Here is a 20,295-nt window from a genome sequence, read left to right as displayed (position 1 = left end):
CTGACGCGACACATGGTCGACAGATTCCGTTGCGTAACCAAAAGGCAACAACGGAATCACTTGTTGGGCTCGGTCCCCTCTGTCAGGATCGGCACTCAAATCGAGCAGAAGCTACGCCGCCCCGCACTCCGGGGACAGCGGCGGAGGAGAGCGTGATGGGCAACAGCTTCCAGGTACAGGACCGCTTCGCGGACGGCGCGCAGTACATCGGAGGAAGACTGCGACCCGGCACATCGGGACGCAGCCACGACGTGGTGAACCCGGCCACGGGCAAGACCGTCTACACGTACGAGCTGGCGGGCACCGCCGATGTCGACGCGGCGGTCGCCGCCGCCCGTGCCGCCTTCCCCGGCTGGTCGGGAGCCACCCCGGCCGAACGGTCAGAGGCCATGCACCGCTTCGCCGCCGTCCTCGCCGGGCAGGCGGACGACTTCGCGTACGCCGAGTCCCTCCAGTGCGGCAAGCCGGTCAAGCTCTCCACCGAGTTCGACGTGCCCGGAACCGTCGACAACACCTCGTTCTTCGCGGGCGCCGCCCGCCATCTGGAGGGCAAGTCCGCCGCCGAGTACGACGGCGACCACACCTCGTACGTACGGCGTGAGGCGATCGGCGTCATCGGCTCCATCGCCCCCTGGAACTACCCGCTCCAGATGGCCGCCTGGAAGGTCCTCCCGGCCATCGCCGCGGGCAACACCATCGTGCTCAAGCCCGCCGAGATCACCCCGCTGACCTCGTTGATGTTCGCGCAGGCGGCCACCGAGGCCGGCATCCCGGACGGCGTGATCAACATCGTCACCGGCGCCGGCAAGGACGCCGGTGAACACCTCGTCGGCCACCCCGACGTCGTGATGACCTCCTTCACCGGATCCACCGCCGTCGGCAAGCGGGTCGCGGAGATCGCCACCTCGACCGTCAAGCGCCTCCACCTCGAACTCGGCGGCAAGGCCCCCTTCCTGGTCTTCGACGACGCCGACCTGGAGGCCGCGGTCAACGGAGCGGTCGCCGGCTCCCTCATCAACACCGGCCAGGACTGCACGGCGGCCACCCGCGCCTACGTCCAGCGCCCGCTGTACGACGCCTTCGTGCAGGGCGTCGCCGAGCTGATGGCGACCGTCCGGGTCGGCGACCCCTTCGCCCCGGAGACCGACCTCGGCCCGCTGATCAGCCACGCCCAGCGCGACCGGGTCGCCGGATTCGTCGAGCGCGCCCGCGCCTACGCCACCGTCGTCACCGGCGGCGAGGCCCCCGGCGGCGAACTGGCCGACGGCGCCTACTACCGGCCGACGCTGATCGCCGGAGCGGCCCAGGACAGCGAGATCGTCCAGTCCGAGATCTTCGGCCCGGTCCTGGTCGTGCTGCCCTTCGACACCGACGACGAAGGCATCGCGCTGGCCAACGACACCCCCTACGGGCTCGCCGCCTCCGCCTGGACCCGCGACCTGTACCGGGCCAACCGCGCCACCCGCGAGATCAAGGCGGGCTGCGTCTGGGTGAACGACCACATTCCGATCATCAGTGAGATGCCGCACGGCGGGTACAAGGCCAGCGGCTTCGGCAAGGACATGTCGTCGTACTCCTTCGAGGAGTACACGCAGGTCAAGCACGTCATGTACGACAACACCGCGGTCGCCCGCAAGGACTGGCACCGCACGATCTTCGGGGACCGATAACCCGGCCGGTCCGGCCGCACACCCACCCGAAAGGGCAACGCGCATGGAGCAGTACGAGCCCGAGCGTCTCTCCGCGGCCCAACTGGCCGCGATGCGTCGCACTCTGACCAGCGGCAGGGGAGCACTCACCCGCCGATCGCTGCTGCGCGCCTCCGGTACCGGCGCGCTCACCCTCGGCGGGCTGGGCGCGCTGAGCGCGTGCGGAATCCCTCCCGCGAAGCGGGAGGGGGACGCCGCGGCGGCCTCCGACGACCACTCGGCCAAGGAGAAGCAGGTCAACTTCTCCAACTGGACCGAGTACATGGACGTCACCGACGACGGCAAGCACCGGCCCACCCTGGAGCAGTTCACCGAGCGGACCGGCATCAAGGTCAAGTACACCGAGGACATCAACGACAACGTCGAGTTCTTCGGCAAGATCAAGCCGCAGCTCGCGGCCGGGCAGGACACCGGCCGCGACATCATCTGCGTCACGGACTGGCTGGCCGCCCGCATCGTCCGCCTCGGCTGGGCGCAGAAGCTCGACCCGTCGAACCTGCCGCACGCCTACGCCAACCTCTCGGCCCAGTTCCGCTCCCCGGACTGGGACCCCGGCCGCGCCTACTCCTACCCCTGGGCCGGGATCCCCACCGTCATCGCCTACAACTCCAAGGCGACCGGCGGCCGCCGGATCGACTCCGTCAGCCAGCTGCTCGACGACCCCCAGCTCAAGGGCCGGGTCAGCTTCCTCTCGGAGATGCGCGACTCCATCGGCATGACCCTGCTCGACATGGGCAAGGACCCCGGCACCTTCACCGACGCCGACTACGACGCAGCGATCGGCCGCCTCCAGAAGGGCGTCGACAGGAACCAGATCCGCCGCTTCACCGGCAACGACTACACCGCGGATCTCGACAAGGGCGACATCGCCGCCTGCGTCGCCTGGGCCGGCGACATCATCCAGCTCCAGGCCGGGAACCCGGACGTCAAGTACGCGATACCCGCCGCGGGCTACGTCATATCCAGCGACAACATGCTGGTTCCGGTGAAGGCGCGGCACAAGACCAACGCCGAGAAGCTCATCGACCACTACTACCGGCCACCGGTCGCCGCCGAACTCGCCGCGTACATCAACTTCGTCTGCCCGGTCGACGGGGTCCGCGAGGAACTCGCGAGGATCGACCGTTCGATGGCCGACAACCCGCTGATCCTGCCGGACAAGAAGATGGCGTCCGCCTCGCACGCCTTCCGGTCCCTGAGCGCCGAGGAAGAGACGGCGTACGAGGAGAAGTTCGCCAAGCTCATCGGCGCCTGACGCCACGCCCTCCCTCCCCCCGATCTCCCCTGACACCACTGGGACTGCGATCCATGACACAGCAGCAGACAGGCGGCGATGTCCGCCTCACCGGGATCAGCAAGACGTACGGCTCCTTCGCCGCCGTCCAACCGCTCGATCTGACCGTCCCGCAGGGCTCCTTCTTCGCGCTGCTCGGCGCGTCCGGCTGCGGCAAGACCACCACCCTGCGGATGATCGCGGGCCTGGAGGAGGCCACCACCGGCACCGTCTCGCTCGGCGGCCGCGACATCACCGGCCTCCCCCCGTACAAGCGGCCCGTCAACACGGTCTTCCAGAGCTACGCGCTCTTCCCGCACCTCGACATCACGGAGAACGTCGCCTTCGGACTGCGCCGGCGCGGCATCAAGTCGGTCAAGAAGCAGGTCGACGACATGCTGGAGCTCGTCGAGCTCGGCGACTTCGCCCGGCGCAAACCCCACCAGCTCTCCGGCGGCCAGCAACAGCGCGTCGCCGTCGCCCGCGCCCTGATCAACCACCCGCAGGTGCTCCTCCTCGACGAGCCGCTCGGCGCCCTCGACCTCAAGCTGCGCCGCCAGATGCAGCTCGAACTCAAGCGCATCCAGACCGAGGTCGGCATCACGTTCGTCCATGTCACCCACGACCAGGAGGAGGCCATGACCATGGCCGACACCGTCGCGGTGATGAACGCCGGCCGGGTCGAGCAGCTCGGCGACCCCGCCGATCTCTACGAGAACCCGAGGACGACGTTCGTCGCCAACTTCCTCGGCACCTCGAACCTCATCGAGGGCGAAGTCCTCTCCACCGGCACCGACACCGTCGTGTCAGCCGGCGGCGGGAAGCTCCGGCTGCCCGCCGCCCGCTGTCCGGAGCCGACCACGCAGGGCGGCAAGCTGCTCCTCGGCATCCGCCCCGAGAAGATCTCCCTCACGCACCGCGACGACGCGGACGAGATAGCGGAGGGCCGCAACCGGGTCACCGGACGGATCGTCGACTCCAGCTTCATCGGCGTCTCCACGCAGTACGTGGTGGAGAGCCCGGCCGGCAAGGCCCTCCACGTGTACGAGCAGAACGTCGAGCGGCGCGCGGGCCTCACCGCCGGCGCCGAGGTCGTCCTGCACTGGAACCCGGCACACACCTTCGGCCTGGACGCCACCCAGGACATCGACGCCGGTGTGGAGACGGTGGAGGACGCGGCGTGAGCGTCACCCAGGAGGCGCCACCCGCTCCCGTCGAGGAGCCGAAGGTGCGCAAGCCCTCCACCCGCAAGCGCCTCGTCCCCTACTGGCTGCTGCTCCCCGGCATCCTGTGGCTCGTCGTCTTCTTCGCGCTGCCGCTGATCTACCAGGCGTCGACCTCCGTACAGACCGGATCCCTGGAGAAGGGCTTCGAGGTCACCTGGCACTTCCAGACGTACTGGGACGCGCTGACCGACTACTACCCGCAGTTCATCCGGTCCCTGCTCTACGCGGGCACCGCCACGATCCTCTGCCTGCTGCTCGGCTACCCGCTCGCCTACCTCATCGCGTTCAAGGCCGGACGCTGGCGCAACCTGGTGCTGGTGCTGGTCATCGCCCCGTTCTTCACCAGCTTCCTGATCCGCACGCTCGCCTGGAAGACGATCCTCGCGGACGGCAGCGCGGTCGTCGACGTACTGAACACCCTGCACGTCCTGGACGTCACCAGCTGGCTCGGCTGGACCGAGTCCAACCGGGTGCTGGCCACACCGATGGCCGTGGTCTGCGGTCTCACGTACAACTTCCTGCCGTTCATGATCCTGCCGCTCTACACCTCGCTGGAACGGATCGACGGCCGGCTGCACGAGGCCGCCGGGGACCTGTACGCCACCCCCGCCACCACCTTCCGCAAGGTGACGTTCCCGCTCTCCATGCCGGGCGTGGTCTCCGGCACCCTGCTGACCTTCATCCCGGCCAGCGGCGACTACGTCAACGCGGAACTGCTGGGCTCCACCGACACCAAGATGGTCGGCAGCGTCATCCAGACCCAGTTCCTGCGCGTCCTCGACTATCCGACGGCGGCCGCGCTCTCGTTCATCCTCATGGCGGTCGTCCTGATCGCGGTCACCCTCTACATCCGCCGCTCCGGGACGGAGGACCTGGTCTGATGCCCGTACTGCGCTGGCTGCGACGCCACCTCATCGTCATCGCGGGTCTGCTGACCCTCGCCTACATGATCCTGCCGAACATCGTCGTGATGGTGTTCTCCTTCAACAAGCCCAACGGGAGGTTCAACTACTCCTGGCAGCGCTTCTCGCTGGACGCCTGGAAGGACCCCTGCGGAGTGGCCGACATGTGCGGCTCGCTCTCGCTCTCCCTCCAGATCGCCGTCTGGGCCACGGTCGGCGCGACCGTGCTCGGCACGATGATCGCGTTCGCCCTGGTCCGCTACCGCTTCCGGGCGCGCGGCGCGATCAACTCGCTGATCTTCCTGCCGATGGCGATGCCCGAGGTCGTCATGGCCGCGTCGCTGCTCACGCTGTTCCTCAACATGGGCGCGCAGCTGGGCTTCTGGACGATCCTCATCGCGCACATCATGTTCTGCCTCAGTTTCGTCACGACGGCGGTCAAGGCGCGCGTCATGTCGATGGACCCCCGGCTGGAGGAGGCGGCGCGCGATCTGTACGCCGGACCCGTGCAGACCTTCGTACGGGTCACCCTGCCGATCGCCGCCCCCGGAATCGCCGCGGGAGCGCTGCTCGCATTCGCGCTCTCCTTCGACGATTTCATCATCACCAATTTCAACGCGGGCTCCACCGTGACCTTCCCCATGTTCGTCTGGGGCTCGGCACAGCGCGGCACGCCCGTGCAGATCAACGTCATCGGCACGGCAATGTTCATCATTGCGGTACTGGTGGTTCTCGCCGGCCAGCTCATCGCGAACCGGCGCAAGAACAGCGCACGACCCTGAAAGTCCGAAGGAGTTGGAAAACATGGCCCCAGTTGCCATGAGCACCGCCGCCCAGTCACTCGCCGACGCGAAGCCCGTCTCGTTCTGGCTGGACGACCCCGGCAGGCCGCAAGCGCTCCCCGCGCTCATCGGCGACGAGCACTGCGATCTCCTCGTCATCGGCGCCGGCTACAGCGGACTGTGGACCGCGCTGCTCGCCAAGGAGCGCGAACCGGAACGCGATGTCGTACTGATCGAGGGGCACGAGACGGGCTGGGCCGCCTCGGGCCGCAACGGCGGATTCTGCGCCGCCTCCCTCACCCACGGCCTGCCCAACGGGCTGGAGCGCTGGCCCGAGGAGATCGGGAAGCTGGAGGAGCTGGGCGCGCGCAACCTCGACGCCATCGAGGAGGCGGTCGCCCGCTACGGCATCGACTGCGAGTTCGAGCGCACCGGTGAAATCGATGTCGCCACCCAGCCCCACCAGCTCGAAGAGCTGCGGGAATGGCACCAGGAGCTGGAGCGACGCGGCTTCGGCGGCGTCGAGTTCCTCGACCGCGAGGCACTGCGCGCCCATGTCGACTCACCGACATTCCTGGGTGGCCTCTGGGACCGCCGCGGGGTCGCGATGCTGCACCCCGCCAAGCTGGCCTGGGGCCTCAAGCAGGCCTGTCTCGACCTGGGGGTGCGGATCTACGAGCACACCCGTGGCCTGGAGCTGGCCAGAACCGGAACCGGAATGGCGGTCCGCACCCCGTACGGAAAGGTCCTCGCCCGCCGCGTCGCCCTCGGCACGAACATCTTCCCGTCACTTGTGAAGCGGGTGCGCCCGTACACCGTCCCGGTCTACGACTACGCACTGATGACGGAGCCGCTGACCGCCGAACAGCTCGCCGCCATCGGCTGGCGGAACCGGCAGGGCCTGGGGGACAGCGCCAACCAGTTCCATTACTTCCGGCTCTCCGCGGACAACCGGATCCTGTGGGGCGGATACGACGCGATCTATCCGTTCGGGGGCCGGCTCAGCGCCGATCTCGACCAGCGGCCGGAAACGTTCCTGAAGCTCGCCGGGCAGTTCTTCGCATGCTTCCCGCAATTGGCGGGAGTGCGTTTCACGCATGCCTGGGGCGGCGCCATCGACACCTGTTCCCGGTTCTCCGCGTTCTTCGGTACGGCCCATCAGGGCCGGGTCGCCTATGCCGCCGGATACACCGGACTCGGCGTCGGGGCCACCCGGTTCGGCGCCGATGTGATGCTCGACCTCCTCGCCGGCGAGCGGACGGAGCGGACCGCGCTGGAGATGGTGCGCAGCAAGCCGATGCCGTTTCCGCCGGAGCCGCTGGCCTGGGCCGGGATCGAGCTGACGAAGCGCTCCCTGGCCAGGGCCGACGACAACGGCGGCCACCGCAATCTGTGGCTGCGGACGATGGACCGGATGGGGCTCGGCTTCGACAGCTGAACCCGCCTGTGACCTGCGGCGCCGCTCGGCCGGGCCCACGTGACCCAGTTCACTACTGGTTGGTAGCCAAACCCGCGTAATGGATCGGTCCCGCCCCGCTCTCTCCCGTGAACGCACCGGCAGAACCCTGCCGTGCGACACGGAACGGAGGCGGGCCATGACTGGCTCGGAGGTCAAGGCAGCGGTCGAGTGGCTCGTGTCGGTGGCACCGGATCCCGGCGCCTGCCGGTGGGAGTGGGAGCGCAATCCGCAGGGGATCGCGCTGCTTCCCGCCGGTAAGCGCTGGGACGTGCTGATCCTGCCGGGGGAGCTGGGCCGGCCGACGCTCGATGTGCTCACCCGGCTCATCGGCCGGCCGGGGCCGGTCCTCGCCGACTTCGGCGACGCGCGCATCGGGTTCTTCGTGCCGCCGGGCACCACCGACCGCTGGATCGGCACGGGGATCAGGGGCGCGGGCCGGGGCACCTGGATCGTGGTGCCGTATCCGAGGCGGGCCGCCGGCGGGGTGCGCTGGCTGATTCCGCCCGACGGATCGGGCACGCTCACCGACGCCACGCTGCTGGAACTCGCGATGCACGAAGCCGCGGGAGCGGCTGCGGCGGGGGACATCGATTAGGTGGCCGGATGCCAGAGGTCTTGACAACCGGATTGGTCTGGACCATGTTGTGGCCACCCAATTCCCCCCTGCACGGAGGCCGTTGTGGAACGCACGGGACCCCCCGCTCGCATTACCGGACTTCTGGCCGCCTTCACGGCCGCCCTGCTGGCCGCCGGCGGCCTGGCGGCCTCGGCGCCGAGCGCCGCCGCGGCCGACGCCGATCTGGCGCGCAACGGAACCTTCGAGGCAGGCCTGGACGGCTGGAGCTGTACGGGCGGCAGCGGAGCCGTCGTCAGCACACCCGTGCACGGCGGCACCTCGGCGCTGAAGGCGACCCCGGCCGGCAGCGACAACGCCAAGTGCTCCCAGACCGTGACGGTCAAGCCCAACTCCACGTACACGCTGAGCGCCTGGGTGCAGGGCAGCTACGTCTACCTGGGCGCGGACGGCACCGGCACGACCGACGTGTCCACCTGGACGCAGTCCGCCGGCAGCTGGAAGCAGCTCACCACCACGTTCAGGACGGGCGCGTCCACCACCTCGGTCAGCGTCTACACGCACGGCTGGTACGGCACCCCCGCCTACTACGCCGACGACCTCACCCTCATCGGCCCCGGCGGCGATCCGGTCGCACTCCCGGCGGTACCGGCGGGCCTCAAGGCCGGCACGGCCACCGCGTCCTCGGTCCCGCTGTCCTGGACGGCCGCCACGGGCGCCACCGGCTACAACGTCTACCAGGGCGGCGCGAAGGTCCTCTCCACCACCGGCACCTCCGCGACCGTGACGGGCCTCGCCGCCTCGACCGCGTACAGCTTCCAGGTCACCGCCACCAACGCGGCGGGCGAGTCCGCCAAGTCCGCCGCGGTGCCCGCCACCACCAAGACCGCCGGCAGCGGGGGAGGCGGCAGCACGGACCTGCCGGCCCACGCCCTCGTCGGCTATCTGCACTCCAGCTTCGCCAACGGCTCCGGCTACACCCGGATGGCGGACGTGCCCGACTCCTGGGACGTCATCGACCTGGCCTTCGGCGAGCCCACCTCCGTCACCTCCGGCGACATCCGCTTCTCGCTCTGCCCGGTCGCCGAGTGCCCGAACGTCGAGTCCGCGGCCGAGTTCAAGGCGGCCATCAAGGCCAAGCAGGCCGCGGGCAAGAAGGTGCTGATCTCCATCGGCGGCCAGAACGGACAGGTGCAGCTCGCCACCACCGCCGCCCGTGACACCTTCGTCTCCTCGGTCAGCAAGATCATCGACGAGTACGGTCTGGACGGACTGGACATCGACTTCGAGGGCCACTCGCTCTCGCTGAACACCGGCGACACCGACTTCCGCAGCCCCACCACGCCGGTCGTCGTCAACCTGATCTCCGCGGTCAAGACCCTCAAGGCCAAGTACGGCGAGAAGTTCGTCCTCACCATGGCCCCCGAGACCTTCTTCGTGCAGCTCGGCTACCAGTACTACGGCTCGGGCCCGTGGGGCGGCCAGGACCCGCGCGCCGGCGCCTACCTCCCGGTGATCCACGCCCTGCGTGACGACCTCACCCTGCTGCACGTCCAGGACTACAACTCGGGCTCCATCATGGGTCTGGACAACCAGTACCACTCGATGGGCGGCGCCGACTTCCACATCGCGATGACCGACATGCTGCTGACCGGCTTCCCGGTGGCGGGCGACCAGACCAAGGTCTTCCCCGGTCTCCGTCCCGACCAGGTCTCCATCGGCCTGCCGGCCTCCACCCAGGCGGGCAACGGCCACACCTCGCCCGCCGAGGTCACCAAGGCGCTGAACTGCCTGACGAAGAAGACCGACTGCGGCTCGTACGCCACCCACGGCACCTGGTCCGGACTCCGCGGACTGATGACCTGGTCGATCAACTGGGACCGCTTCAACAACTGGGAGTTCTCGAAGAACTTCGACGCCTACTTCGGCGGCTGAGCACCAGCGGGAGGAGCAGCAGCCCGCACAGGAACCAGCTGCCCAGCACGTCCAGCGGCCAGTGATAGCCGCGCAGCACCAGACCGATGCCCGTCGCCGCTGTCAGCAGGACAGCGGCGGCGGGCATCATCCATGAGCGCCTCGCGTACGGGGAGAGCAGCAGCGCGGCCGCCCCGTACGCCACCGCCGCGGTCGCCGCGTGGCCCGAAGGGTAGTAGCCGGTGGCGTCGGTCAGCGGCCCCGGGCGGGCGATCCAGTCCTTGAGCGGGACGACGAGCAGCGGTACCGCGGCCATGGTGAGCGCCGCGGTGAACGGCTCACGGCGCGCACCGCGCACCAGCGACCAGACGATCGCGCAGCCCAGCACCGGCAGCGCGACCTGGACATTGCCGAGATCGGCGAGGAACTCGGTGAGCCGGGCCGGACCGTGACCGACCAGGGCCCGCCCGGTGCGCTCGTCGAGGCCGCGCAGCGGGCCGTCGGCCGCGATCTGCCAGGTCGTGAGCGCGAACAGGGCCAGCAGGCCCGACACCACGGAAACGAGAAGAGCCGTCCGGCCCGGAACAGGGGGGGTTGTTCCGGGCCGGACGGCAGGACCGGTGTGCCGCGCGCCCCGGGGGGTGTGGGGCGGGCGGCCATCCGATCGGTGAGGAGTTCCGGAGCCCGAGGCTCCAGTGGTGTGCGCGAAGGCACAACCAGGACGGCGCTGGGGGAGCTCCGACCCGGTATCGCCCGCAGTCCCCTGCGGGCGGGGTGTTTCTCTCATCTGCGGAAACCGTACGTCAGGCGATGGGGGGACCGACAGCGGGAACGGTATCCCGCCATCGCCCCCGCACACCTTCTTCACAGGCCCTCACCGGGGCGCCGGGCATCCCCGGAGGAAACGCCGCGCGCCGCCTCCGGGACCCGCCGGCCTCAGAGGGTGGCGAACGCCTGCTCGATGACGTCGAGACCCTCGCCCAGCAGGTCCTCGCCGATCACCAGCGGCGGCAGGAAGCGCAGGACGTTGCCGTACGTGCCGCAGGTGAGCACCAGCACACCCTCGGCGTGGCAGGCCCTGGCGAGCTGCGCGGCCGCCTCCGGGTTCGGGTCCTTGGTACCGGACTTCACCAGCTCGATCGCGATCATTGCGCCGCGGCCGCGGATGTCACCGATGAGGTCGCCGTTCGGCAGCTTCGCCCGCATCTCGGCGAGCCGGCCCTTCATGACCTCCTCGATGCGCTTGGCCCTCCCGTTCAGGTCCAGCTCGCGCATCGTCTCGATGGCGCCGAGGGCCCCGGCGCAGGCGACCGGGTTCCCGCCGTACGTACCACCGAGGCCGCCGGCGTGCGCGGCGTCCATGATCTCGGCGCGGCCGGTGACCGCGGAGAGCGGGAGGCCGCCCGCGATGCCCTTGGCGGTGGTGATCAGGTCGGGGACGATGCCCTCGTCCTCGCAGGCGAACCACTGGCCGGTGCGGCAGAAGCCGGACTGGATCTCGTCGGCGACGAAGACGATGCCGTTGTCCTGGGCGAACCGCGCGATCGCCGGGAGGAAGCCCTTGGCCGGCTCGATGAACCCGCCCTCACCGAGCACCGGCTCGATGATGATCGCGGCGACGTTCTCCGCACCGATCTGCTTGGTGATCTGGTCGATGGCCTGGGCGGACGCCTCCGCGCCGGCGTTCTCGGCACCGGTCGGCCAGCGGTAGCCGTACGCCACCGGCACCCGGTAGACCTCGGGCGCGAACGGGCCGAAGCCCTGCTTGTACGGCATGTTCTTCGCCGTCATGCCCATGGTGAGGTTGGTCCGGCCGTGGTAGCCGTGGTCGAAGACGACGACGGCGCTGCGCTTGGTGTACGCACGGGCGATCTTCACCGCGTTCTCGACGGCCTCCGCGCCCGAGTTGAACAGCGCGGACTTCTTCGCGTGGTCGCCCGGCGTCAGCTCCGCAAGCTGCTCGCAGACCTCCACGTACCCCTCGTACGGAGTGACCATGAAACAGGTGTGGGTGAAGTCGGCCAGCTGCGCCGACGCGCGCCGCACCACGGCCTCGGCGGAGGCGCCGACCGACGTCACGGCGATACCGGAGCCGAAGTCGATCAGCCGGTTGCCGTCCACGTCCTCGATGACCCCGCCACCGGCGCGGGCGATGAACACCGGCAGCGTGGAGCCCACACCGGCGGCGACCGTCGCGAGACGGCGGGCCTGCAGCTCCACCGACTTCGGGCCGGGAATGGCGGTGACGAGGCGGCGCTCCTGCGGAATAGCGGTCATGCGGGGCTCCTGGGGGTGTTTCGGACGCTTCTGTTTCTGCAGGCTAGGGGCGGGGGCGGGGCGCGGGCATGCTCCGAACGGGAGTGGTGGGGGGCGTGTCCTTGTCCGTGGCGGACAGAAGGCGGTACGGGGACGGGAGCGGCCCGTTCCCCGTCACTATCCGGGCGCGTTGCTGAACTCCCCGTGTCCGCGCACTAGATTGGCCGTGCAGCGGTCGGACCTGGCTGGTCAGGGGGCAATGGTTCATGGACAACGAAGGCACGTACGACGCCCGGGGCACGCGGGGTGCGCAGCCGCCCGACGGCCGCCCCGGCGGGCCCTGGAGCTCCGTGCCGCACCCGGCGGGCCCCCCGCCCGCCGTTCCGCCCGGCCCACCGCCCCTCGCCCCGCCCGCGTTCCCCCCGACGGTGCCGCCGCCCAGCGGGCCGCCGAACCTTGTCGGTGCGCCCCGAGGGGGAACACCGATCGCCCGGTGGCTGGACACCCCCCGCCCTGCTGCCGGCCCCGGGGTCTGGCGGTACGCATACGTGCCGCGGCCCGCCGAGAAGCCTCCTCGGCCGTCTCTGCTGGGGCGCTTGCTCACCCTGGCGCTCGCTCTCCTCCTCGTGGCATACAGCTCGGGCTACAGCATTCCCTACCTGGGTCTTCCGTTCCGATTCCTCACGCCGCGGGACTGGTGGACGTATGGCAACGAACTCCGGCCGGGCGCCGCTCCGGACATCGCCTACGCCTGGCAGGCCCTCTACTTCCAAGCCGTGACTCTGCTGCTCACGCTATGGGCGGCGAAGCTCGGAAACTGGACGGGGTTCGTCCGTCACTACGCGGGGGCGAACTTCGCGCGCGTGAGACTGATGGCAACGGGGCTGGGCGCGTTCATTGCCCTGTGGGTCGTCTGGAACGGCAGCGTGCCCCTCTTGGAGATCGTCTTCCTGGCGATTCCGAGAAGTCTTCTGCGTGCCGACGGCAGCGCGTTCACCGTGACTCTGGTCGCCTACGGTGCCTACGCCGTGGTCGCCGCCGCGGTGGTGTGGCCCTTCGCCCGTATCGGCCGGTGGCACGCAGCTGTCAAGGGAGTCCGGCAACGCCGTGCGGGCGCACAGGCGCGACTCCCGGCCACGCCCGCCTTCGAGGACTCGGCGCGCTGGCCCGAACTGCGTGCCGCGGGACTCCCCGAAGCGGCGGACGTCCTTACCGGAGCAGTCCAGGCCGATCGCATGAACGACGTCGACTGCGCGCGGCTGGGCCAGGCGTGGAAACGGGCGCGATCCAGCCCTGATCGCCTCGCCGCCTTTGCGGCAGAGACCGTACGCAAAGGGCCGGATGCCTTCCTGCACCCTTCGGGGAGCCGGGACCTGCCACTGCGGTCGGCCCGTCACGACCTGCTGACCGATCAGGTCCGTATCGGTGTCTGTGCCGACAACGAGCGCAATTCCCACGCGCGCCGAGGCACGGGTGTCGCTCTGGAACCCGCCGTCCTGGGAACGTCCCTGCTGGCGGTCGGGCCGTCCGGCGCGGGCAAGACCGCCCGGCTGGTGCGGCCGGTCGTCGAGACGCTGGCGCTCCAGGCGCTCGCCGGCAAGGCCGCCGTGCTCGCCGTGGGCGCGGCGGGGGCCTCACTCGGTCCGGACGAGGCGTTCGACGTCGTCGTGAAGGTCGGTGACCCCTCGTCCCTGCACGATTTCGATCTCTACGGCAGTACGACCGATCCCGACGAGGCCGCGGCCACTCTCGCGGAAGGGCTGGTCGGAGACGTTCCGGACCTGGACAGCCGGCGCGCGGCTCTCGCGCTCGGCCAGTTGCTCGGTCCCTATCGCACCGTCCATGGCCATTTCCCGTCCGTCCCGGAGCTCCGTGAACTCCTCGCGGGGAGCGAGCTGGTCCTCACCGAGCTGCGACAGGCTCTGGAGGAGGGCGGCCACCACGCCATGTTGCGTGAGCTGGATGCCCGAGTGCGTCACACGGGCAGTGGCGGAGACCCGGCCACGGTCCTCGCCGAGCGGATCGGCCTGCTCGACCGGCCCGCTTTCGCGGGGTTCTTCGCCACCGGTGCCGACGCCCGGCCCTTCACTCTCCGCTCTCTCGAACAGCACCCGGTCAGGGTCCGGATCGATCTTCCGGAACGCGTGCACGCCGGTGCGTCGAGGATCCTGACCCGTCTGATTCTCGCGCAGTTCAACTCGATCGCCGCAGCGCGAACGGAGCGCTCGCGCTTCGCCTGTCTGGTGCTCGACGACGCGACCGGCACGATCACTCCCGGAACCGTCAGGGGTCTGCGGCATCTCAGGTCCGTCAATGCCGGTGCCGTGCTGGCACTGCGAACCGTGGACGACGTCCCCGAAGGGCTGCATTCCGCACTGCTCGGTGCCATGGGATGCGGGATGATCTTCTCCGGCGTCACCACCTGGGACGGAAAACGGTTCTCGGAAGCCTGGGGCAAGGAATGGGTCACGGTCCGGGAAGTGGCCAAGCACACCGTCTTCGCGGACCAGCCGGTCACCCGCGCTCTGCACACACTGCGGAAGCTGGCCACAGGCAACGCCGTCACCACCGACGCGGTCACCGTGCGGCAAGTGGAACGGGAACGCTGGTCGGCGTCACAGCTGGCCTACGAACTGCCGGCCGGTCACGCGGTCCTCTCCCTGACCACCGTCGACGGCGAGCACGCACCCCCGCTCCTGGTACAGCTGGGAGGCTGACGGGCTACGTGGGAGCAGGGGTACGGGAGGGTTGCGAGCGGTTACGGGAACCCTGCCGCCCTGGCAGAATCGATGGCAGCCGTTCATACGGGACGGCACAATCGACGCCCCCTCCCAAAGGTCGCCCGTCCCATGCCCCCCACGCTCGCCTCGCTCGTCCAGCACTCGGCGCTCAAGCTCACGGTCCGTGCGGGGGCCGACCGGCTCGACACGCCCGTGCGGTGGGCGCACGCCAGTGAGCTGGCCGACCCCGTCCGCTACATGGAGGGCGGTGAGCTGCTGCTGCTCACCGCGACCAATCTCGACGCCGAGAGCCCGGAAGGCATGCAGCGGTACGTGCGACGGCTGGCCGGGTCCGGAGTCGTCGGGGTGGGCTTCGCCGTCGGCGTGAACTACGACCACGTACCGAGGGCACTGATCGACGCCGCGGAGGAGGCGGGTCTGCCGCTCCTCGAAGTGCCCCGCCGCACCCCGTTCATCGCCATCGCCAAGGCGGTCTCCTCGGAGATCGCCGCCGACCAGTACCGGGCCGTCACCGCCGGCTTCGAGGCGCAGCGCGAACTCACCAGGGCGGCGCTCGTGGGGGACGGACCCGCCGAACTCCTCATCCGGCTCGCCGCGCACGTCGACGGCTGGGCCGCCCTGTACGACGCCTCCGGGGCCGTCGTGGCCGCCGCCCCCGACTGGGCCGCCCGCCGGGCCGCCCGGCTCACCCCCGACGTGGAACGCCTGCGGGACCGCCCGGCCCCCGCCAGCGTGGTCGTCGGCGACACCGACGACCGGGTCGAGCTCCAGTCCCTGGGCACCGGCCGCCGCGCCCGCGGCGCGCTCGCCGTCGGCACCGGGGCGGCGCTCGGCACCGCGGAACGGTACGCGGTCCACTCGGCGGTCGCCCTCCTCACCCTCACCACCGCCCGCTCCCGCTCGCTCCAGGGCGCCGAGCAGCGGCTCGGTGCCGCGGTGCTGCGCATGCTCCTCGCCGGCCAGCCCGACCACGCCCGCGCCGTCGCCGGTGACCTCTACGGCGGACTGCTCGACGCGCCCTTCCGGCTGCTCATCGCCGAGGCCTCCGACCCCTCGACCACGGCACACCTGGCCGAGGCGATGGAGACCGCTGCCTCCCGGTCCGGCGAGACCGTGCTCATGGTGCCCGAGGGCGAACGCCTCGTCGTCCTGGCCGCCGACGGGGGCACCGCCGTCGCCGCCTGCACGGCCTACGCGGAGGCCCAGGAGAAACGGCCCGCGCACGAACCGGCGCAGGACACCGAAGTGGTCGTCGGCCTCTCCGCCCCCGCGGGGCCGATCGCCGTCTCGGCCGCGTACAAGCAGGCCGAACAGGCCCTGTCGGTGGCCCGCCGCCGGGGCAGGGCACTGGTCGAGCACGAGGAGCTGGCGACCGGCTCCGTGCTCCCGCTGCTCGCCGACGACGCGGTGCGCGCCTTCGCGGACGCCATGCTCCGCGCCCTGTACGAACACGACGCCAAGGGCCGCGGCGACCTGGTCGCCTCCCTGCGGGCCTGGCTCTCCCACCACGGCCAGTGGGACGCCGCCGCCGCCGACCTGGGAGTGCACCGGCACACCCTGCGCTACCGGATGCGGAGGGTGGAGGAGATCCTCGGCCGCTCGCTGGACGATCCGGACAGCCGGATGGAACTCTGGCTCGCCCTCAAGGTGACCAGCCCCCCGGCCGCGTAGGAGAGACAGGGACCCACCTGCGAACCCACCTGCGACAAACCGGAGCACCCCGGAGCGCCTCTGCTCCACCCCGGACAAACGCCAGGCGGGCGGCACGGCCCTACGGTGGGGGCGGAACACCCCACGACATCGAAGGGCCGGAACCTCCATGACCTCCACCCACGCCTTCTGGCTGGCCGGCCGCGAGGCCACCGGCGAGGAAAGCTTCGACGTCACCAACCCCTGGGACGGCCGGCTCGTCGGCACCGTCGGCGTGCCGACAGAGGCCCAGGTCGAGGAGGCGGTCGCCGCCGCCCACGCCGTGCGCGACGAGTTCGCCGCGACCCCGGCCCACGTCCGCGCCGCCGCGCTCGACCACGTCGCCAGGCGCCTGACCGAGCGCACCGAGGAGATCGCCCAGCTGATCTCCGCCGAGAACGGCAAGCCCGTCAAGTGGGCGCGCGGCGAGGTCGGCCGCGCCGTCTCGGTGTTCCGGTTCGCCTCCGAGGAGGCCCGCCGCTTCAACGGCGGTGACGCCCAGCGCCTCGACACCGACCCCGGCGGCACCGGCCGCCTCGGCCTGACCCGGCGCTTCCCGCGCGGCACCGTCCTGGGCATCGCCCCGTTCAACTTCCCGCTGAACCTCAGCGCCCACAAGGTCGCCCCGGCCATCGCCGTCGGCGCCCCGATCATCCTGAAGCCCGCCCCGGCCACGCCGATCTCGTCGCTGATCCTGGGCGAGCTGCTGGCCGAGACCGACCTGCCGGCCGGCTCCTGGTCCGTGCTGACGGTCCCCAACGAGCGGATGCCCGCCCTCGTCCAGGACGAGCGGCTGCCCGTGATCTCGTTCACCGGCTCCGCCCAGGTCGGCTACTCGATCATGGACTCGGTGCCGCGCAAGCACTGCACCCTGGAGCTCGGCGGCAACGGCGCCGCGGTCGTCCTCGGCGACTACGCCTCCGAGGCCGACCTGGACTGGGCCGCGACCCGCATCGCGACCTTCTCCAACTACCAGGGCGGCCAGTCCTGCATCTCCGTGCAGCGCGTCATCGCGGACGCCGCCGTCTACGACCGGCTGCTCCCGAAGATCGTCGCGGCCGTCGAGGCCCAGGTCACCGGCGACCCGTCCGACGCCGCCACCGACGTCGGCCCGCTGGTCAACGAGGACGCCGCCAAGCGCGTGGAGTCCTGGGTCGACGAGGCCGTACAGGCCGGCGGCACGCTGCTCACCGGCGGCAAGCGCGACGGGGCGACCTACGCCCCCACCGTCCTCACCGACCTCCCCGACGGCGTCAGCCTCTCCTGCGAGGAGGTCTTCGGACCGGTGCTCTCGGTGCAGAAGGTGGACGGCGAGGCCGAGGCGTTCGCCTCCGTCAACTCCTCCAAGTACGGCCTCCAGGCAGGCGTGTTCACCCACGACCTGCAGACCGCGTTCCGCGCCCACCGCGCGCTGGAGGTCGGCGGCGTGATCATCGGCGACGTCCCCTCGTACCGCGCGGACCAGATGCCGTACGGCGGCACCAAGCAGTCAGGCACCGGCCGGGAGGGCGTCCGGTACGCGATGGACGACTACACCTACGAGCGGGTCCTGGTCCTCACCGGCCTCGCCCTGTAGCACCTGCGGCCCGCAGGGGCCGCAGCCGAGCGGCCGGAGCCCACTGTGCGGGGGCTCCGGCCGTTTCCGTATTCCGCGAGCCGGGCCGGTCACTGGAGTGGCGGCCGACCCGATCGGCGTCCCGAGGATGGTGGCACCGGAAGGAATCGGGTACATACGGACAAGTAGAAGTCCCCCGACGAAGCGGCGAGGTGAGCTCCTCATGTCCGCACCATCCGCACAACGGCCGTCCGCACCAGAGCACACGCCCAAGGTCTCCGAGCGCGAAGCGCGCCAGGTGGCCGAGGACGCGCGTGAGCGGGACTGGCACAAACCCAGTTTCGCCAAGGAACTCTTCCTGGGCCGCTTCCGCCTGGACCTGATCCACCCGCATCCGCTGCCGGCCGGCGAGGACGTCCGGCGCGGCGAGGAGTTCCTCGCCCGGCTGCGCGAGTTCTGCGAGACCCGGATCGACGGGGCCCTGATCGAGCGCGAGGCCAGGATCCCCGACGAGGCGGTCAACGGCCTCAAGGAACTCGGCGCGCTGGGCATGAAGATCGACGTGAAGTACGGCGGTCTGGGCCTGACCCAGGTGTACTACAACAAGGCCCTCGCCCTGGTCGGTTCCGCCAGCCCGGCGATCGGCGCCCTGCTCTCCGCCCACCAGTCCATCGGTGTGCCTCAGCCGCTGAAGATCTTCGGCAGCCAGGAGCAGAAGGACACCTTCCTGCCCCGGCTGGCCCGTACCGACATCTCGGCGTTCCTGCTCACCGAACCGGACGTCGGCTCGGACCCGGCACGCCTGGCCACCTCCGCCGTTCCGGACGGCTCCGACTACGTCCTGGACGGGGTGAAGCTGTGGACGACCAACGGGGTCGTCGCCGATCTGCTCGTCGTCATGGCCAGGGTCCCGAAGTCGGAGGGCCACAAGGGCGGCATCACGGCCTTCGTGGTCGAGGCCGACGCCCCCGGCATCACCGTGGAGAACCGCAACGCCTTCATGGGGCTGCGCGGCCTGGAGAACGGTGTCACCCGCTTCCACCGCGTCAGGGTCCCCGCCGCGAACCGCATCGGACCGGAGGGCGCCGGGCTCAAGATCGCGCTCACCACCCTCAACACCGGGCGGCTCTCGCTGCCCGCCATGTGCGTCGGTTCCGGCAAATGGTGTCTGAAGATCGCCCGCGAGTGGTCGGCGGTCCGCGAGCAGTGGGGCAGGCCGGTCGCCCGGCACGAGGCCGTCGGCTCGAAGATCTCCTTCATCGCCGCGACCACCTTCGCCCTCGAAGCGGTCGTCGACCTCGCCTCCCAGATGGCCGACGAGAACCGCAACGACATCCGGATCGAGGCCGCGCTCGCCAAGCTGCTGGGCTCCGAGATGGGCTGCCTGATGGCCGACGAACTCGTCCAGATCCGCGGCGGCCGCGGCTTCGAGACGGCGGAGTCCCTCGCCGCCCGCGGTGAACGGGCCGTCCCCGCCGAGCAGATGCTCCGGGACATGCGCATCAACCGGATCTTCGAGGGCTCGACGGAGATCATGCACCTGCTGATCGCCCGCGAGGCCGTCGATGCCCACCTGAAGGTCGCCGGGGACATCATCGACCCCGACAAGCCGCTCTCCGCCAAGGCCAGGGCGGGCGCCAACGCCGCCGGTTTCTACGCCCGGTGGCTGCCCAGGCTCGTCGCCGGACCCGGACAGCTTCCTGGCACCTACGGGGAGTTCCACCCCGCGGGCCATGCCGACCTGTCCGGCCACCTGCGCTACGTCGAGCGCTCCTCCCGCAAGCTGGCGCGCTCCACCTTCTACGCCATGTCGCGATGGCAGGGCCGGATGGAGACCAAGCAGGGCTTCCTCGGCCGGATCGTCGACATCGGCGCGGAACTCTTCGCGATGAGCGCCGCCTGCGTCCGGGCCGAACTCCTGCGCACCGGCGGCGACCACGGCCGCGAGGCGTACCAGCTCGCCGACGCCTTCTGCCACCAGTCCCGCGTCCGGGTCGAGGAACTCTTCACCCGGCTGTGGTCCAACACCGACGACCTGGACCGGCGCGTGGTGGACGGCGTCCTGTCGGGCACGTACACCTGGCTGGAGGAGGGCATCGTCGACCCGAGCGGCGAAGGCCCCTGGATCGCGGACGCCACCCCCGGCCCCTCCGCCCGGGACAACGTGCACCGGCCCATCCGCTGAGCGCCTGACGCCGGACCCGGCGGGGCGCGT

At 70.5% G+C, this 20,295-nt stretch carries 14 protein-coding genes; 12 read left to right on the top strand and 2 right to left on the bottom strand.

Features of this window, described 5'->3' with window-relative positions:
- Positions 1-155: 155 nt before the first annotated feature.
- The 8 genes from ACIO3R_RS29490 to ACIO3R_RS29455 all read left to right on the top strand — a co-directional run bounded on the left by ACIO3R_RS29490 (position 156) and on the right by ACIO3R_RS29455 (position 9,860).
- Complete coding sequence (locus ACIO3R_RS29490; RefSeq protein ID WP_402110050.1) at positions 156-1,670, top strand: gamma-aminobutyraldehyde dehydrogenase; 1,515 nt, start codon at positions 156-158, stop codon at positions 1,668-1,670.
- Between the two features lie 43 nt (positions 1,671-1,713).
- Complete coding sequence (locus ACIO3R_RS29485) at positions 1,714-2,964, top strand: PotD/PotF family extracellular solute-binding protein (protein WP_385038028.1); 1,251 nt, start codon at positions 1,714-1,716, stop codon at positions 2,962-2,964.
- Positions 2,965-3,017: 53 nt separating this feature from the next.
- A complete protein-coding gene (locus ACIO3R_RS29480) occupies positions 3,018-4,166 on the top strand; it encodes an ABC transporter ATP-binding protein (RefSeq protein WP_385038031.1) in 1,149 nt (382 codons plus the stop codon).
- The gene (locus ACIO3R_RS29475; protein WP_402110048.1) at positions 4,163-5,089 is read left to right on the top strand and encodes an ABC transporter permease; all 927 of its coding nucleotides are present in this window, start codon (positions 4,163-4,165) and stop codon (positions 5,087-5,089) included. The genes ACIO3R_RS29480 and ACIO3R_RS29475 overlap by 4 nt, the downstream gene beginning before the upstream one ends.
- The gene (locus ACIO3R_RS29470) at positions 5,089-5,892 is read left to right on the top strand and encodes an ABC transporter permease (protein WP_363025160.1); all 804 of its coding nucleotides are present in this window, start codon (positions 5,089-5,091) and stop codon (positions 5,890-5,892) included. The genes ACIO3R_RS29475 and ACIO3R_RS29470 overlap by 1 nt, the downstream gene beginning before the upstream one ends.
- 22 nt (positions 5,893-5,914) lie before the next feature.
- Complete coding sequence (locus tag ACIO3R_RS29465) at positions 5,915-7,330, top strand: NAD(P)/FAD-dependent oxidoreductase (RefSeq protein ID WP_385038035.1); 1,416 nt, start codon at positions 5,915-5,917, stop codon at positions 7,328-7,330.
- A gap of 157 nt (positions 7,331-7,487) precedes the next feature.
- Entirely contained in the window at positions 7,488-7,946 is a 459-nt protein-coding gene (locus ACIO3R_RS29460) for a hypothetical protein (protein WP_385038038.1), read from the top strand.
- A gap of 84 nt (positions 7,947-8,030) precedes the next feature.
- Complete coding sequence (locus ACIO3R_RS29455; RefSeq protein ID WP_402110045.1) at positions 8,031-9,860, top strand: chitinase; 1,830 nt, start codon at positions 8,031-8,033, stop codon at positions 9,858-9,860.
- Here the strand turns inward: ACIO3R_RS29455 and ACIO3R_RS29450 are convergent.
- Positions 9,811-10,626: a phosphatase PAP2 family protein gene (locus ACIO3R_RS29450; protein WP_402110043.1), complete on the bottom strand. Its 816-nt coding sequence runs from the start codon at positions 10,624-10,626 to the stop codon at positions 9,811-9,813. The genes ACIO3R_RS29455 and ACIO3R_RS29450 overlap by 50 nt on opposite strands.
- Before the next feature lie 149 nt (positions 10,627-10,775).
- On the bottom strand, positions 10,776-12,116 hold the full coding sequence (gene gabT, locus ACIO3R_RS29445; RefSeq protein ID WP_385037416.1) for a 4-aminobutyrate--2-oxoglutarate transaminase: 1,341 nt from the start codon (positions 12,114-12,116) through the stop codon (positions 10,776-10,778).
- Positions 12,117-12,361: 245 nt separating this feature from the next.
- Between gabT and ACIO3R_RS29440 the strand changes: the two genes are divergently transcribed.
- The 4 genes from ACIO3R_RS29440 to ACIO3R_RS29425 all read left to right on the top strand — a co-directional run bounded on the left by ACIO3R_RS29440 (position 12,362) and on the right by ACIO3R_RS29425 (position 20,265).
- The gene (locus ACIO3R_RS29440) at positions 12,362-14,812 is read left to right on the top strand and encodes an ATP/GTP-binding protein (protein WP_385037413.1); all 2,451 of its coding nucleotides are present in this window, start codon (positions 12,362-12,364) and stop codon (positions 14,810-14,812) included.
- Positions 14,813-14,944: 132 nt separating this feature from the next.
- Positions 14,945-16,507: a PucR family transcriptional regulator gene (locus ACIO3R_RS29435; protein WP_385037410.1), complete on the top strand. Its 1,563-nt coding sequence runs from the start codon at positions 14,945-14,947 to the stop codon at positions 16,505-16,507.
- A gap of 148 nt (positions 16,508-16,655) precedes the next feature.
- Positions 16,656-18,101, top strand: coding sequence for an aldehyde dehydrogenase family protein (locus ACIO3R_RS29430; RefSeq protein ID WP_385037407.1), 1,446 nt, complete (start codon positions 16,656-16,658; stop codon positions 18,099-18,101).
- Between the two features lie 202 nt (positions 18,102-18,303).
- Positions 18,304-20,265, top strand: coding sequence for an acyl-CoA dehydrogenase family protein (locus tag ACIO3R_RS29425; protein WP_402110040.1), 1,962 nt, complete (start codon positions 18,304-18,306; stop codon positions 20,263-20,265).
- The last annotated feature ends 30 nt before the right edge of the window (positions 20,266-20,295 follow it).

The organism is Streptomyces sp. NPDC087428 (genome assembly GCF_044744085.1).
Taxonomy (GTDB): domain Bacteria; phylum Actinomycetota; class Actinomycetes; order Streptomycetales; family Streptomycetaceae; genus Streptomyces.
This window is presented reverse-complemented; position numbering and strand designations above follow the sequence as displayed.